The following is a 15402-nucleotide window of genomic DNA, read 5'->3' on the forward strand; positions in this document are numbered from 1 at the left end:
CGAAAAGGATATAACCATAATCCTAGTTATATCCTATGTATTCTTATTTTTCTACTTCATACTTTCCATCTTGCCATCCAATAATTCCACCAGGAAGACGGTATACATTTTTATATCCTAAAGACTTTGCAAGGGCTGCTCCCACATGACTTCTTCCACAAGCAGTGAATCCACAATATACAACTATAGTCTTTTCTTTGTCATCACCTAATAATTTTATAAATGCTTCCTTTTCTTCCTTAGTAGCATCATCTATAGACTTCTTAGGCATTACTCCATTTAAGGCTGTTGGTATGTGACCTTTTTTGTAAAAATCATTCGGCATAGTATCTATGATTACCATATCTTTTCCTTCATCTATCCATTTTTTAAGTTCTTCTCCACTGACTAAGTCATATCCGCCAGCCTTTTGACCCTTAGCTAGCTTAATGGCAGCTGCCTCAATTTTAACTTCATTTCCATCTGGAGCTGTACCTATTTTCTTTGCTGCAGAAGAAGTTCCACAACCTACAAATGTTCCAAGTGATAACACAACAATTAGGATTACTCCTAATATTCTTTTATTCATTACTTTCTCCCCCTTGTAATTACTAACTCTTACATATTTTACTATTTAAATATTATTACAATATTTACCTAAAATCCAATTCATAATCCTAATGACTTTTTGGGAATTATTTAGAATTTCTATAATTAAGCATAATTCTTTTAATGTACATAGGAAGGACACAAAGAATACACATAAGGCTTCTATACTTTAATCATGAAAGATTTGGTGAAGGGAGAATGTATTATGAAAAGAATTATTGGTTTTATATTAATAACCACACTAATGTTTGGTCTTATGGGGTGTACTGGAAAGGAAGAAGTAGATTCTAGTGTGGATGAAAATCCTCTGGCTAATAAGAGTTTCGCATCCTTTGAAACAAAGGATTTAAAAGGAAATGAAGTAACAGAAGAAATATTTAAAGATAAGAAATTAACTATAGTTAACATATGGGGTACATTTTGTAGTCCCTGTATAGAGGAAATGCCTGAGCTACAAAAAATTTATGATAATTATAAGGATCAGGGAGTAAATGTAGTTGGTATAATAAGTGATATATCCTTAAAAAATTCCACTGATGAGGCCGATAATATTGTATCAAAAACAGAAGTTAAATATACAAATTTATTATGTGATAAAAATCTAAATGATCTTACAGATAATTTTTCTTACGTTCCTGTAACTTTATTTGTAGATTCAGAGGGAAAAATATTAGAAATTTTCGTACCGGGAAGAGCCACATACACAAATTTATCCAATATAATAGATGATATCTTAAAGGGTGATAATTAATGATCACTAAATTATCTCTCATAATAAGTATTTTAATGATGGGATTAGGCGCTACTAGAGGGGAAGTCTCTAGCATATTAATTAAATCCATAAATATATGCCTTGAATGTATAGGAGTTGGTTAATATGAGAAAAGCTGTCCAAATTATATGGACTATTATTACAAATGGATACGTTCCTGGCTTTATAAAGGGTACTATCTACAGAGGGGCTACAAAGAAATTTTGTGTTCCTGGATTAAACTGTTATTCCTGCCCTGGAGCATTAGGCTCTTGTCCAATAGGTTCCCTTCAAGCAGTTATAGGAAGTATAAAATATTCTATTTCCTATTATGTCCTAGGTTTTTTATTTTTAATAGGTACCATAGGAGGGAGATTTGTATGTGGATGGCTTTGCCCCTTTGGACTTATACAGGAATTATTATATAAATTTCCTTCCAAGAAAAGGGTTTTATATGATAAATTAAAATATATAAAGTATGGAGTATTAATCATATTCGTAATACTAATGCCCATGTTATTTACTAATAAATTGGGCATGGGAAATCCGGCCTTTTGTAAATACATATGCCCCGCTGGTACTTTAGAAGGAGGTATTCCCCTTTTAATTACAAACCCAGCTTTGAGAAAAAGTATTGGACTTTTATTTACTTTAAAATTTAGCATATTAATTATTACTCTAGTGAGTTCAATAATATACTTTAGGCCCTTTTGTAAGGTCTTATGTCCCTTGGGGGCCATATACTCCCTATTTAATTCTATAAGTTTTTATAGATTAGAAGTAGATTCAAATGAATGCATTAGTTGTGGCCTTTGCTCTAAGGCATGCAAAATGAACGTGGTACCTTGTAAAAATCCAAATGCTTTAGAATGCATTAGATGCAATGATTGTATGGATATATGTCCTACTGATGCAATAACATGTAACATGAATATTCCTAATAAAAAGAAAGGAGTTTTTAATAATGAATAAAAGAAATGCACTAACCATATTATTATCCCTATCCCTATTAATGTCTGGCTGTACTTCTACTACAAGTACCTCTGCTGTAAACAAAGATACTAAAACCCAAGTTAATGCTCATATGAATTCTAATGAAAAGGAAAGTATCCTTGAAGAAGATAAGGAACTAGGTGAATTAATAGAGGATTCAAAGGACCAATTATCCTATGAAGACTATACTAAAGTAAAAGATCTTTACGAAGAACTTATTAAAGCCGATTCTAAAGAAGATTTTGAAAAGGGTGATGAAATTCACGAAGAAATATCAAAGCTCTTAGAGGATGTAGGAATTAATATGAACGATGATGAGGGTGAAATCCTAGGCAAATATGATGTGAAAAATGGAAAAATAAACTTCCCTAAAGATGTGGACCCTTCCCATAAGCAACTTTGGGATAAGGCAGTAAAGACATATGCCAATACCCATTTAAATAAAATAACATCCTTCTGTGTTACTACAGATGGAAAAGATGGTATTACAGGTGCTACAGGCCCAATAGATGATGAAAATACAATATTTGAATTATCCTTAGATCCGGAAGATTCTTTAGATTCTAAGGGAAATCTAGTAGGTAGAGAATTTGATCACACCCTAGTTCATGAGCTATTTCACATAATCACTTTAAGTAATGATCAAATGAAGGACAGTATAGATGAAACAAGTGCTACCCTTACTGTAGATGAAGGCACTACTAAAGAAAGTTCTTACTTAAACACATTCCATCAAAAGTTTTGGAAAGGCATCTATGAAGAATGTTTATCTATAGAAAAACTTAAAGAAGAATCTCCAGAGGAAGCTGATGAGTTAGGTATGGAGTTCTACGAAAAATACAGCGATCAATTTGTCACCGATTATGCGGCCACTAACTCCGTGGAAGATATAGCAGAATCCTTCACTTATTTTGTACTAGACCCTAAACCACAGGACGACAGTATTAAGAATAAGAAAATATTATTCTTCTATAACTACCCTGAATTAGTGAAATTGAGAAATACTTTAAGAACTAACCTAGAATTAAATTAAGGTCTAAATAAAAATAAACATGGTCATCTATGTAAAGATGACCATGTTTATTTTTTTATATTATATTTATTCTTCATCAGATACGATGACTAAATTCCACTCGTAAAGTTCGTACTTATATAATTTTCTATCAATTATTGGGTCCTTATCACAAATAGCCTTTGCTTCTTCTATGTCCTTAGCCTTAAATAAAATCATACCTCCGTCTTTTGCGGCAAAGCCCCCACCAGCAAAATATCTTTCCCTAGATACTCCTTCTAAATACTCTGTATGATCATCAAAATCCTTAGGCCCAAATTCATTTCCCTTTATTCGATAATCAATTCTAGCAAATAATCTATCGCCCTTTTTCATATTTAGTCCTCCCTTATTCTATCCATAGCCCAAGCCATATTTTCAGCAAATTCACTATGTACATTTTACCAGAACATAAGTTCGATGTAAATAAGGAAAAATATCACTTAAATTAAATAAATATGGTCATAAATTAATTTCTATGAGTTCCTCTACTTTACTTTTATCTTCTTTGCCTATTCTCAAATATACCCTTTCTTTGCTTTTGCTGGTACTTTTTTTACGGGATTCATCATTCTTAAAAGTGAGCCACAATTCATAATAAATCTTATCATTTTTCATAAAAAGCTCTCCCCACTGGTGTTCTAATAAACTATCCCATGTATATTCTCCTGATTGGGACACTACCTTATCCTTTTCTATAACTTCCATGTACTTACCTTTAAAATACATAGCCAAACTAGACATTCCACAGATCAATCCAAGCATACCTGCACCTATTCCTAATGATGCATAATTACTTATAGTAATGGCTACTATTAGCCTCCTGCTATGCAATGACTCCCCAGCCATTTGTTTCCACAATTCTTTATCTATTTCATCAATATATGTATAATTAAACATTTCAAATATATTATGTACATAACCTAATTCTTTCAAATATGGATATGCTTCACTAAACTTTACTAAAAAATATAAGCACCCTATGAATGATAATATTCCATAAAATCCTGAAAATATTAAGTCTATATTTAAATTTCTCACACATATAATATAAGCATTGTTTATTCTCTTTTTATACTTGCTATAGGAATGAATACTCATTGTAATTAAAAGTAAATATACTACAGGAATAATTATATTAGACTCTTTAACTTTATTTAACTTGTATGACCCAATAAACAAATATAATAATATAAGTAATATACTTTTAAGATTTTCTCTTACCTTGTGATTCATAAACACTCCCCCTAACCCCATAATTATTATACAATATTTTCCATATCATTCCCATAAGTAGTTCCTCATGGCCCTTGAAGACAAAAAAAATAAGAGCCAATTGGCTCTTATTTTACTCCATCTTCAGAATATCTGTTAGCAGCATTCCAAAGCATATATTCTTTTATACCTAATTCATCTAGGGCTCTTACTTGAGCTTCTACTTCTTTAGGACCATACTTTATATATCCTTTAACCCATTTAGCTGTAAAGTCTTGAATCCAAGGTCTTATAGAAGCTGGGGTTTCTATGTTTTTATTTCTGTTTATGGCATCTTTAGTTCCATAGTATAATGTTTCATATGGATAAGCATCTGGTACGGATAGTTTATAAGTTCCGTTTGCATAGTGACTTGGGTACATCATAGGGTTAATCGTGTCAACTACGTTACTTACAGCTTCCCAATATTGACCTAATCCCATATCATCTGTTACAGATCCTACTAGACCATATACATCTGCTCCTATATATACTTCTTCTGGAGATAATTGTTCTCTAGCAAACTTTAAGTAATTTTGAATTGTCTCTGGCTTACTTTCTCCTTTAGTGTTTCTGTAATCCAATACTTTATCTAATTTACCACCATTTGATGCTGGGAATCTTACATAATCAAATTGTATTTCGTTAAATCCTGCCTTTGCAGCTTCTTTAGCTACGGCAACATTATAATTCCATAATTCCCTGTCGTGAGCAGAAGCCCAAATAAGTCCATCACTTTTAGTATATGGTTTATTATTAGACCTATATACAATAACTCTGTCTGGATGTGCTTTAGCATATGTTGGATCTTTGAAAGATACAATCCTAGCTATGGCATAAATATTATTATCCTTTAATTTTTTCATAAGTGCTGCCACATCTTTGATTGGTGCTCTTTTATTTGCATCTGGAGCATACTTTTCAGCAGCTTCTGTTTTGAATAACATGTTTCCATTGTCATCTTTAACGTCTATTACGAAGGCATTAATCTTAGTTCTCTTAGTCATTTCAATAAGTTCATCTATCTTGCTATTAGAAGCACTGTAAAGTGTCACATATACACCTCTTACTTCTTGCTTTGGATTAGATGGATAACTCTCTACTTTATTTTGCGGTGAAAAATCTAGGTTTCTAAGTTTTTCAGATAAAAGTTCCCTTCTATCTTTTACCGTATATTCAGCAGCTATGTACCCTTCTTTTCCATCGAAGCTTACCTTATACCACTCTCTGTTTTGCTCATCTACTGCACTTTCTAGTACTGTTACTTGAGATCCCTTTAATAGGTTGTCTACTATATTGGCATCTCCCTTTGCTTCTTCTCTCATTCTTAATTTACTAGCGCTAATATACACTAGATTATTTTCTTTCTTAGTTCCCTCTTTCCCTTGACTAGTTTCATCTTTAACATCCGTTGATGTAGTTTCTGTTACTTCTTCCCCTTTTGAATCTACAACTTCAACTCCACTGTCCGTGCCTGATACTGGTGTGTCTTTTTTAGTACATCCTACTACACCCACAACTAGTGCCAAGCTCAGACATAATGCTACAATCTTCTTCTTCATTCTGACACCCCATCCTATATTTTTACTTACTTTTTAATTATAACATGGCATTTTATCTTTTTGAGTAAATATTTTATTACGAAATAATTTCAAATTTAAAAAAAGCCTAATTCTAGGCTTTTTCTAATTTATCTTTTATTTAATTTAAGTCCTACAGATTTTATCATTTGTACATCTTCTGATACATTCTTACCTGTAGTAGTAAGATAATTTCCAGTTAAAGCTGCATTTATTCCAGATAGGAATCCATCTTTATCCTGTTCTCCTAAGGCCTTTCTTCCTCCACCAAATCTGATGCTTGCATCTGGTAAGATAAATCTATATACGGCAATTATCTTTAATATTTCAAGAGGCAATAATACATCATTTTCTTCCATTGGTGTTCCTTGTATAGGATTTAAAATATTTATCGGTACAGATTTAATTCCTAAGTCTTTAATCTCAAAGGCCATATCTATTCTATCTCCTTGGCTTTCTCCCATACCAAATATTCCACCACAGCAAACTTCCATACCTGTTTTTTGTACGTTCTTTATAGTTTCAATTCTATCTTCATAAGTATGGGTAGTGCATATTTCTTTATAGAATCCTCTACTAGTCTCTAAATTGTGGTGATATCTAACAACACCCTTTTCTTTTAACTTTTCGGCATCTTCTTCCTTTAATAATCCGTGTGATGCGCATATATGTAAGTCTGTACTTCCTACAAGTTTATCGTATACTTCTAATAATCCATCTAAATCTTCTTTAATATCTCTACCACTACTAACTAGTGAAAATCTATCTACACCCTCTGATTCCATTTCCTTGGCTCTTTCTATGATTTTATCACTATCTAGTAAGCTATATGTTTCTACTCCCGTCTTGTAGTGAGATGATTGAGCACAATATCTACAGTCTTCTGAGCACTTTCCAGATTTTACATTCATTATGGTACATAGGTCTACCGTGTCTCCTACAAGCTTTTCTCTTATTTCATTTGCACTTTCAAATAATACTTTACAGGTCTCTTCATCTTGAATATTTACTAGTTTTAAAGCTTCTTCCTTTGTTATTTGTTCTCCATTTAATATTCTTTCTTTTAACCCTAGAATAAAGTCTCTCATCTCTTATCTCTCCTATGCTACTTTTTTAATATGTGCTTGAAAATATCCTGCTCTTTTAAGGGACGGTATTACCCTTGAAGCCACAAGAGCTACTATACAACTTAATACAATATCTTGAATTATAAAAGGATAAAAACCAAATTGCATTGCATTATTAAATGAAATTGGTTTACTTAAATAATATTTAAGTATCACATATAAATATGGAACACCAACCATATATACTACACCTAATCCTGGTAGTACACATTTTAATAAACTAAAAAAAGTGTATTTTTCTTGTCTTTCAATTAAAAATCCTATTACTGTAGCACATAATATGAAACCTAATAAATATCCAAATGTAGGAATCAACACATATGTAGGTCCTCCACCTTTAGTAAATACAGGTACCCCTATAAGGCCTATTCCCACGTATAATAGCTGAGAATACAATCCTAACCTTCTTCCTAAAAGTATTCCTGCAAAAGCACAAAATACATATTGAAGCGTAAAAGGTACTACTGGACCAGGAATTTGTATAAATGCACCGATTGCCGTTAAAGCAGCAAATAATCCTACTAATATAAGTTCTCTTGTTTTCATAAAACCACCTCATTTTTTTCTTATACCTCAATATCATGATATAATATTCAGACTTTTACTGTCAACCAATATATCCAAAAAGGTTTACCTTTTTCAAAAAAAATAATAAGGCTTCTAAGCCTTATTTATATATGTCCGAAAACTCTATTTGTATTTTTTCTATATTCTGCTCATAATTCCTTGTGATATGTTCTTCATCTATATCCATATATATGACAGGTAGTTCTATTAAGAACTCTGTTCCTTCACCTACAGTACTATTTAAACTAACAGTTCCCTCGTGCATATGAACTAATGATTTTACTAATGATAGACCAATTCCACTACCTTCTGCCTCTCTACTTATAGTATTATTATCTTGTACAAATCTATCAAATATTTTATCTTGTGCCTCTTTAGATATACCTATTCCTGTATCCTTTACAGATATGATTATGCTCTTCTTTTTATCATATATATTCACATATATGTATCCATCCTTTGGAGTAAATTTCACTGCATTAGATAATAAATTTAGTATTATTCTCTCTATCATATCTTCATCAACTCTCATATACTTTTCTTCTACTTCCGTATCAAAGATAAGACTTAGGCCCTTATCTTTTATATATTGGGCAACAGACATGGTCACATCTTCTACTATTTTTATAATATCTTGATTTTTAGGATGTATTTCAAAGTATCCAGCATCCATTTTGGTTATATCTATTAAATTTCCAATAAGTCTTATTAGCCTATAACAATTTTGTTTTATTGTTCCCACATAATTATCTAACTTAACCCTTTCATCATTTTCTATTACACTAGGTAATGCTTCTATTATTTGTTGTGCTGAGAATATTACATTTATAGGTGTCCTTAATTCATGGGATATATTAGCAAAGAATATATTTCGAAGTTTTTCAAATTCCATTATTTCATTTAATAAACTTTCCTTTTCCTTAAATAGTGTCTTATTTTTTATTGCATCAATTTCTGCTTTATGCCTTTTATTTATCTCTTTAATTAATAATTCACTAGTTTTAGCAAGTTCTTTAGTCCTTTGATGTACTATATTTTCTAAATCTCTATTATTCTTTTTAATTTCCATAGTCTTTTTTATTATGATTTTCTTGTTTATAAAATTTTTCACATGAAAGGTGAACCTAAAATTAGAACATATAAATGCCAACACTATTAAGAATAAAGTATTAATTAAATTACCTAGAAAAACATAAATGGTACTACTATTAAGAAAAAGGGCCCCTGCAAAAATAATATAGGTTAAAGCATATATTATAAAAGATTCCAGTGGATACAATACGAGGATAGATGCTACACTAAAAATACCTATTATGTAGGCTGAAATCTGACCATGTATATGCTGGGCATTTGTAGACGCGAATATACACCAAAATAGAATTATTATAATTGCTGACTTATACATTATTTTTTCTAATAGTAATGACTCTACTTTAAACCCCTTGTCCTTTACTATGGACATAACCTTATATATAATACAGAAAATAGTTATGGCTATCCTAGAATAAAATAAATATTTATAATAGATATTTTCATCCCATAGTTCTTTAAAGTATTTAATATCAACCCATAACATAATAAAACTTAATACTATAAGTGCATTCATAACCATACTTGTTCTAGAAAAATTAGTTTTTATCTGAACTTCTTGAAACTCTCTTTTATACTTATCTGGAATATTATAAAACTCATAATTAAATATTCTTAATAGTTTTTCAAACATATACTAACTCCTTTGTTAATAGTTTAACACTTGTATCATTTATAATAATTATATAGGTTATACACTTTCTTTTAAATAGGTAAATAACAAAATCATCATAATTACCCATGAACCAAAAAATTCTAATAAACCTTTAAACTTAACATCATAGTTTTTCCGTTCAATCTTTTGTTCTATATAATCTAATATTTCATCTAATTTTAATATACTTTTATAATTTTTTATTTTCATGTCCAAGGATTTTTTCTTGTACTTTAACTCTACACTAGCCTTTGTATCCGCTATTTTTATTTCCTTTTCTGTCTGAGATTCGTCCTTTAAATCTAAATCATACTCATATTTCTTAAAGGCTCCTATTATTATATCTTTAACTTCCTTATTATCCACATGATAAAATATTATTTCTTGGTTACATAAGTCCCTATATAGTGGATATAATATCATTCCTACAGATATTAGCCCCATAAAGAACAGATCTCCATCGTACCTATCTTCATATAACTGAAAGAACTTATCCACTTGTAAATAAAGTCCTCCAAATATAAGTGCATATTTACTTAAAAATGACCTACCACACATATTAGTAGCCGATGCCTTCCTAATCCCTTCTATAAATAAAATTAACATAATACCTATAGCTAAATCCATATGTCTTAATATAAAACTCATTATCCCTTCCATGAAAACCATTCCCCCCTCCCATTATTTTACAATATTTTCCTATATAATAACAGTTTTTGACAAAATAAAAAACTGTCCCTTCATAAGGAACAGTTTCTATTATTATTGAACTTTTATTTCAGTCCAAATTCTATCGTATTCAACTGTAAATTCTCCTAAGTCTGTAAATACTTCACCTTGCTTTAAAATATCACCTTCTGGATATCTTACTTTGTTGTTTTGCATATCTTCTGGTAAAAGTTTCTTACCTTCCTTATTGGCTGTTGCATAACCTATATATTCAGCACACTTAGCAGCAACTTCCGGTCTCATCATATAGTTAATAAATAATTCCGCTTCTTTTTTGTGCTTTGATGTAGTTGGAATTGCTATACAATCAAACCAAAGATTTGTTCCCTCTTTAGGAATTGCATATTCTAAATAGTCATTTTCTTCTGCAAGCATTGTAGCTTCTCCAGACCAAACTAAAGCAAGTGCTCCTTCTCCAGCTAACATCATATTTTTATAGTCATCTATTGCATAGGCCTTAACAAGAGGCTTTTGCTTAATTAACTCTTCTTTAGCTTTTTCTAATTCATCAATATTCTTAGTATTCATTGAATATCCAAGTCTCTTTAAAGAAATTCCTATAGAATCTCTAGGAGAGTTTATCATAATAATATTCTTAGCATATTTTTCATCCCAAAGGATATCCCAGCTATCCACATTCTCTTTTACCATTTCAGTATTATAAAGGATTCCTATAGTTCCAAAGAAATACGGTACAGAATACTTATTTCCAGGATCATAACTCATATCCTTTAAATCTTCATCTATATTTTTAAAGTTAGGTAGGTTTTTATGATCTAACTCTTGTAATAATCCTTCTTTCGTCATGGCCTCTATCATATAATCAGAAGGAAATACTACGTCATAATCAGATCCACCACTTTGAACCTTAGCTAACATTTCTTCATTATCACCATAAGTTTCATAGTTTACCTTAATTCCATACTCTTTTTCAAAGTCTTCAATTACTTGCATATCAACATAGTCTCCCCAGTTGTACACATTAATCTCATTATAATATCCCTGTTCGTTAACTTCTCCCTTTGAACATCCTACAACTGACATTACAAGGATCACACACACAAGCAATAAAGATATTTTTTTCAATAATACCACCCCTATTCACTAATTTTTTCTCTTTTATTTAATAAAATAAATAAAATAACTATACCTAAAAATAATACGGTAGATAAGGCATTAATCTTTGGACTAATACCTACCTTTGTCATAGAGTAAATCTTTATGGACAAAGTATTTACTCCTGAACCTGTTGTGAAAAAACTTACCATAAAATCATCTATTGATAATGTAAATGAAAGCAGTGCACCTGTTACTATACCTGGCATAATCTCAGGTAATATGACCTTGTAAAAGGCTTGAAATGGTGTGGCTCCCAAATCTAGTGCTGCCTCTTCTAAATATGGATTTAGTTGAGTAAGCTTTGGAAGTACTGCTAATATTACATATGGTATATTAAAAGTAACATGAGCTAATAACAAAGTAATAAATCCTAGCTTCATCTTAACTGCCGTAAATAATGCAAGTAGTGATATACCAATAACTATATCTGGGTTCATAACGGGTAGATAAGTCACATTCATAAAGATTGTCTTCATCCTAGGACCCATCTTAAATATGGCTATAGCACTTACAGTTCCTATTATAGTAGCTATAATAGAAGCCAATATGGCAATGGAAAAAGTATTGTATAGGGCACTCATAATGCTACTATCTTCTAATAGAGCCTTATACCATTTTAATGTAAATCCATTCCATTTGCCACTATATTTAGAATCATTAAATGAATATAAAATAAGTAATAATATGGGAAGGTATAAGAAAGTATAAACAAGTCCTGCATATAATCTTTTTAACGCTTTTACCACAGGCCTCCCCCTTCCTCATCTTTATATTTACTACTAATTAACATTACTATTAATATAAGAATCATCATTATCATGGATATGGCAGAACCAAATTGCCAGTTCCTAGCCATTAAAAATTGACTTTGAATTACATTTCCAAGTAACATAGTCTGCCCGCCTCCTAATAAATCAGATATTACGAAAGTACTGACAGCAGGCATAAATACCATTATGATTCCTGATACTACCCCAGGCATACTAAGGGGTAATGTGACCTTTGTAAATGTCTCAAATGAAGTGGCTCCTAGGTCTTTAGCCGCTTCAACTAAACTCTCATCCATTTTGGATAAAACAGAGTATATGGGCAGCACCATAAAAGGCAGGAAGTTATATACCATTCCCACTACAACGGCACTATCATTATACAAAAGGGTAAGAGGTTTATCTATTATTCCAAGAAATATAAGGGCATGATTTATAATTCCCTTATCTCTTAATATACTCATCCAAGCGTAAGTTCTTAATAAGAAATTACTCCATAGGGGAATTACAAATAACATTATAAGTAAACTTCTTCTAGATGCTTTGGTCTTAGCAATTATCATGGCCATTGGATAAGCCACCAATAGACATATTCCCGTACTTATAAGTGCCAATAATATGGAACGCCAAAATACATTTAAATACATGGGTTGTAAAAACTTTTTATAATTTTCTAATGTAAATTCATATATTATTCTTCCATATGGAGATCTTTTGCAAAAACTGTATACACCTATGATAATTATGGGAGCAATACTAAATATTAAAGACCATATGGCATATGGTATAGATAACCAAGTCTTTCTCATATCTATTCTCCTTTTTTCATAATGTGAATTGAATCAGGACCAATCTTTAATCCCACATGATCACCCATAGGTGGCATATGAATGGAATGAATCATCCACTTAAATCCAGTTTTATCTTTAACTTCTATTTCGTAGTGAACTCCCTTAAAGATAATAGAGACAACTTCACCACTTAATGCCCCATCTTCTGGCTTAACTATTTCAATATCTTCAGGTCTAACTAATACATATATAGGTTCATTTGTATCAAATCCTTTGTCCACACAAGGAAGAACCTTATCTTCTAATTCTACTTTAAAGTCTTCAAGCATGATTCCATCTAATATGTTTCCCTCTCCTATGAAATCTGCCACAAAGGTATTTACAGGTTCATTATATATATCTTCCGGCGTACCAATTTGTTGAATTTCACCTTCACTCATAACTATAACCCTATCAGACATGGTTAAGGCTTCTTCCTGATCATGGGTTACATATATGAATGTAATCCCTACCCTTTGCTGAATCTTTTTAAGTTCTATTTGCATACCTTTTCTAAGTTTTAAATCAAGAGCTCCTAATGGCTCATCTAGAAGTAATACATTAGGCTCATTAACAAGGGCACGAGCAATGGCAATCCTTTGTTGTTGACCTCCACTTAGTGAATCTATTTTTCTATTTTCAAAACCCTTAAGGTTTACTAACCTAAGCATTTCTTTTACTTTTTCATCTATAGTAGCCTTATCTAGTTTCTTTATTTTAAGACCAAAGGCTATGTTATCATATACGGATAAATGGGGAAAAAGAGCATACTTTTGAAAGACAGTATTAATCTGTCTTTGATAGGGTGGAATATTATTTATTCTTTTTCCTTCAAAGTAAACGTCCCCGTGTGTTGCCTGTTCAAAACCGCCAATTATCCTAAGAGTAGTAGTTTTTCCGCATCCGGAAGGACCTAATAATGTGATAAACTCTTTCGGCTTAATTTGCAAATTTATATTCTGTAAAACTTCCTTATCTCCGTATGTTTTAGATACGTTTTTTAATTCTATCATGTATTGGCTCATCGTCTAAGTTTCCGCCCCCTTATCATTAATTTATCTATATGATAATACTTAGTATTTGTAATCTAAAAGTTTATTAAAACTAAATTCAATTTATTATATTTTCTTTTTCCCTATTTGTCAATAATTACGCATTAAATGGGCAATAACTTTTATATTTATATTTAGAGACATAACATTTCCAAACTCAATAAACTTTAGCTACTTACAAGGGAATATGAATGAAAAATTTTTATAAGGTGGAACATCAGAACATCTTCTGCTGTAAACAATTGTAAACCTTCTACCGTGAATATAATATTCACACTCTATAGTCTGATAGTGACTTACCTTCTAAAATATTTTTTATTTATATGACTGAAGTAAGTTCATATACATTTATACTGGACATGGTTAATCTATATATATCCTATAACGCTTACATGCATAAAGGCTAAGCCTTATAAGCCTAGCCTTTAATTATTAATATGAATTTCTAACTTTTAGCCATATCTTTTCTCTTTAACATGAAAGTCTCTATCAAGCTATAGATAACTGGTATTACTATCATAGTTAAGAAAGTAGATACTAGTAATCCAAACATTAATGATACTGCCATAGGAGTAAATAAACTACTCTTTGCAAGGGCAAGAGGTATTAAACCTATTATGGTAGTCCCTGCACTTAATATTATGGCATTAAATCTCTTATCAACTGCGTCTACACAAGCATCATTTATAGTGTGACCTTCATCTCTTGCATCGTTCATGTATTCTATTAATAATATACCATTTTTAACAACTAATCCTATTAATGCAATTATACCTAGAAATGCTGTTAAGGATAATGGTTGTTTAAATAAATACAATCCTATTATGGACCCTATTAAGGATAAAGGTATTGTAGTTAATATTACTACGGGTTGTAGGAATGAGTCAAACTGTACCACTAGTATAATGTAGATTAATACTATGGCAAATATGGCCAACAGTCCTACTATGGTGAAGTTTTCCTTTATTTCTTCCCTTTCTCCATCGTAGGTTATCTTCGTTCCTGATGTGTCTAATTTAGGCATTAATTCAAACTCTATTTTATTTTCTAAATCTGTTGCATTGTATCCTGGTAATTCATTAACTAATATGGTCACTGTTTGATCCCTATTATATGTTTTTATAGTATCTAGTTTATTAGAGTAACCTACTGTTGCAAACTGCTTTAGTGGCACTTTCTTTCCTGTTACTGAAGATTTTATCTCCATATTTTCTAAAAATGCTACATTATTAATGTTACTTTCTAATTTA

At 31.1% G+C, this 15402-nt stretch carries 17 protein-coding genes; 4 read left to right on the plus strand and 13 right to left on the minus strand.

Going from position 1 to position 15402, the window contains the following annotated elements:
• Window positions 1-43: 43 nt before the first annotated feature.
• Entirely contained in the window at window positions 44-568 is a 525-nt protein-coding gene (locus tag CCE28_RS19130) for a rhodanese-like domain-containing protein (protein ID WP_095135386.1), read from the minus strand.
• A 225-nt stretch (window positions 569-793) separates the two neighbouring features.
• Between CCE28_RS19130 and CCE28_RS19135 the strand changes: the two genes are divergently transcribed.
• Genes CCE28_RS19135 through CCE28_RS19145 form a run of 4 tightly spaced genes read left to right on the plus strand, consistent with a single transcriptional unit; the run spans window position 794 to window position 3365 of the window.
• Window positions 794-1339, plus strand: coding sequence for a TlpA family protein disulfide reductase (locus tag CCE28_RS19135; protein WP_242973031.1), 546 nt, complete (start codon window positions 794-796; stop codon window positions 1337-1339).
• Window positions 1339-1464, plus strand: a complete 126-nt coding sequence (locus CCE28_RS22795) for a CD1871A family CXXC motif-containing protein (protein WP_278277626.1) — start codon at window positions 1339-1341, stop codon at window positions 1462-1464. The genes CCE28_RS19135 and CCE28_RS22795 overlap by 1 nt, the downstream gene beginning before the upstream one ends.
• Window position 1465: 1 nt before the next feature.
• On the plus strand, window positions 1466-2311 hold the full coding sequence (locus CCE28_RS19140; protein ID WP_095135390.1) for a 4Fe-4S binding protein: 846 nt from the start codon (window positions 1466-1468) through the stop codon (window positions 2309-2311).
• Complete coding sequence (locus CCE28_RS19145; RefSeq protein WP_095135392.1) at window positions 2304-3365, plus strand: hypothetical protein; 1062 nt, start codon at window positions 2304-2306, stop codon at window positions 3363-3365. The genes CCE28_RS19140 and CCE28_RS19145 overlap by 8 nt, the downstream gene beginning before the upstream one ends.
• A 66-nt stretch (window positions 3366-3431) precedes the next feature.
• On the opposite strand, the gene CCE28_RS19150 is transcribed toward CCE28_RS19145, so the two are convergent.
• The 12 genes from CCE28_RS19150 to CCE28_RS19205 all read right to left on the minus strand — a co-directional run.
• Entirely contained in the window at window positions 3432-3719 is a 288-nt protein-coding gene (locus tag CCE28_RS19150) for a YciI family protein (protein ID WP_095135394.1), read from the minus strand.
• A 126-nt stretch (window positions 3720-3845) separates the two neighbouring features.
• On the minus strand, window positions 3846-4619 hold the full coding sequence (locus CCE28_RS19155) for a hypothetical protein (protein ID WP_095135396.1): 774 nt from the start codon (window positions 4617-4619) through the stop codon (window positions 3846-3848).
• A gap of 107 nt (window positions 4620-4726) precedes the next feature.
• Window positions 4727-6199 (minus strand): putative glycoside hydrolase, encoded by a 1473-nt coding sequence (locus tag CCE28_RS19160; protein WP_095135398.1) that lies wholly within the window; start codon window positions 6197-6199, stop codon window positions 4727-4729.
• Window positions 6200-6327: 128 nt separating this feature from the next.
• Window positions 6328-7305 carry a biotin synthase BioB gene (gene bioB, locus CCE28_RS19165; protein WP_095135401.1) on the minus strand — a complete coding sequence of 326 codons (978 nt, stop codon included), beginning with the start codon at window positions 7303-7305 and terminating at the stop codon, window positions 6328-6330.
• Between the two features lie 12 nt (window positions 7306-7317).
• The gene (locus CCE28_RS19170; RefSeq protein WP_095135403.1) at window positions 7318-7890 is read right to left on the minus strand and encodes a biotin transporter BioY; all 573 of its coding nucleotides are present in this window, start codon (window positions 7888-7890) and stop codon (window positions 7318-7320) included.
• Window positions 7891-8011: 121 nt separating this feature from the next.
• Entirely contained in the window at window positions 8012-9634 is a 1623-nt protein-coding gene (locus CCE28_RS19175; RefSeq protein ID WP_095135405.1) for a sensor histidine kinase, read from the minus strand.
• A 57-nt stretch (window positions 9635-9691) separates the two neighbouring features.
• Window positions 9692-10303 (minus strand): hypothetical protein, encoded by a 612-nt coding sequence (locus CCE28_RS19180; RefSeq protein WP_207652932.1) that lies wholly within the window; start codon window positions 10301-10303, stop codon window positions 9692-9694.
• A 114-nt stretch (window positions 10304-10417) separates the two neighbouring features.
• Window positions 10418-11470 carry an ABC transporter substrate-binding protein gene (locus tag CCE28_RS19185; RefSeq protein ID WP_095135409.1) on the minus strand — a complete coding sequence of 351 codons (1053 nt, stop codon included), beginning with the start codon at window positions 11468-11470 and terminating at the stop codon, window positions 10418-10420.
• An 11-nt stretch (window positions 11471-11481) separates the two neighbouring features.
• Window positions 11482-12249, minus strand: coding sequence for an ABC transporter permease (locus CCE28_RS19190; protein ID WP_095135411.1), 768 nt, complete (start codon window positions 12247-12249; stop codon window positions 11482-11484).
• Entirely contained in the window at window positions 12243-13079 is an 837-nt protein-coding gene (locus tag CCE28_RS19195; protein WP_095135413.1) for an ABC transporter permease, read from the minus strand. Before CCE28_RS19195 ends, CCE28_RS19190 begins: the two co-directional genes overlap by 7 nt.
• Before the next feature lie 2 nt (window positions 13080-13081).
• On the minus strand, window positions 13082-14125 hold the full coding sequence (potA, locus tag CCE28_RS19200; RefSeq protein ID WP_095135415.1) for a spermidine/putrescine ABC transporter ATP-binding protein: 1044 nt from the start codon (window positions 14123-14125) through the stop codon (window positions 13082-13084).
• A 472-nt stretch (window positions 14126-14597) separates the two neighbouring features.
• Window positions 14598-15402, minus strand: an 805-nt coding sequence (locus CCE28_RS19205) for an efflux RND transporter permease subunit (RefSeq protein WP_141228391.1), incomplete at its 5' end; no start/stop codon positions are given.

Source organism: Anaeromicrobium sediminis, from assembly GCF_002270055.1.
Taxonomy (GTDB): domain Bacteria; phylum Bacillota; class Clostridia; order Peptostreptococcales; family Thermotaleaceae; genus Anaeromicrobium; species Anaeromicrobium sediminis.

Excerpts from the sequence above, each read along its gene's own strand:
- CCE28_RS19130 (WP_095135386.1), bottom strand. The coding sequence starts at position 568 with ATGAATAAAAGAATATTAGGAGTAATCCTAATTGTTGTGTTATCACTT.
- CCE28_RS19135 (WP_242973031.1), top strand. The coding sequence starts at position 794 with ATGAAAAGAATTATTGGTTTTATATTAATAACCACACTAATGTTTGGT.
- CCE28_RS22795 (WP_278277626.1), top strand. The coding sequence starts at position 1,339 with ATGATCACTAAATTATCTCTCATAATAAGTATTTTAATGATGGGATTA.
- CCE28_RS19140 (WP_095135390.1), top strand. The coding sequence starts at position 1,466 with ATGAGAAAAGCTGTCCAAATTATATGGACTATTATTACAAATGGATAC.
- CCE28_RS19145 (WP_095135392.1), top strand. The coding sequence starts at position 2,304 with ATGAATAAAAGAAATGCACTAACCATATTATTATCCCTATCCCTATTA.
- CCE28_RS19150 (WP_095135394.1), bottom strand. The coding sequence starts at position 3,719 with ATGAAAAAGGGCGATAGATTATTTGCTAGAATTGATTATCGAATAAAG.
- CCE28_RS19155 (WP_095135396.1), bottom strand. The coding sequence starts at position 4,619 with ATGAATCACAAGGTAAGAGAAAATCTTAAAAGTATATTACTTATATTA.
- CCE28_RS19160 (WP_095135398.1), bottom strand. The coding sequence starts at position 6,199 with ATGAAGAAGAAGATTGTAGCATTATGTCTGAGCTTGGCACTAGTTGTG.
- bioB (WP_095135401.1), bottom strand. The coding sequence starts at position 7,305 with ATGAGAGACTTTATTCTAGGGTTAAAAGAAAGAATATTAAATGGAGAA.
- CCE28_RS19170 (WP_095135403.1), bottom strand. The coding sequence starts at position 7,890 with ATGAAAACAAGAGAACTTATATTAGTAGGATTATTTGCTGCTTTAACG.
- CCE28_RS19175 (WP_095135405.1), bottom strand. The coding sequence starts at position 9,634 with ATGTTTGAAAAACTATTAAGAATATTTAATTATGAGTTTTATAATATT.
- CCE28_RS19180 (WP_207652932.1), bottom strand. The coding sequence starts at position 10,303 with ATGAGTTTTATATTAAGACATATGGATTTAGCTATAGGTATTATGTTA.
- CCE28_RS19195 (WP_095135413.1), bottom strand. The coding sequence starts at position 13,079 with ATGAGAAAGACTTGGTTATCTATACCATATGCCATATGGTCTTTAATA.
- potA (WP_095135415.1), bottom strand. The coding sequence starts at position 14,125 with ATGAGCCAATACATGATAGAATTAAAAAACGTATCTAAAACATACGGA.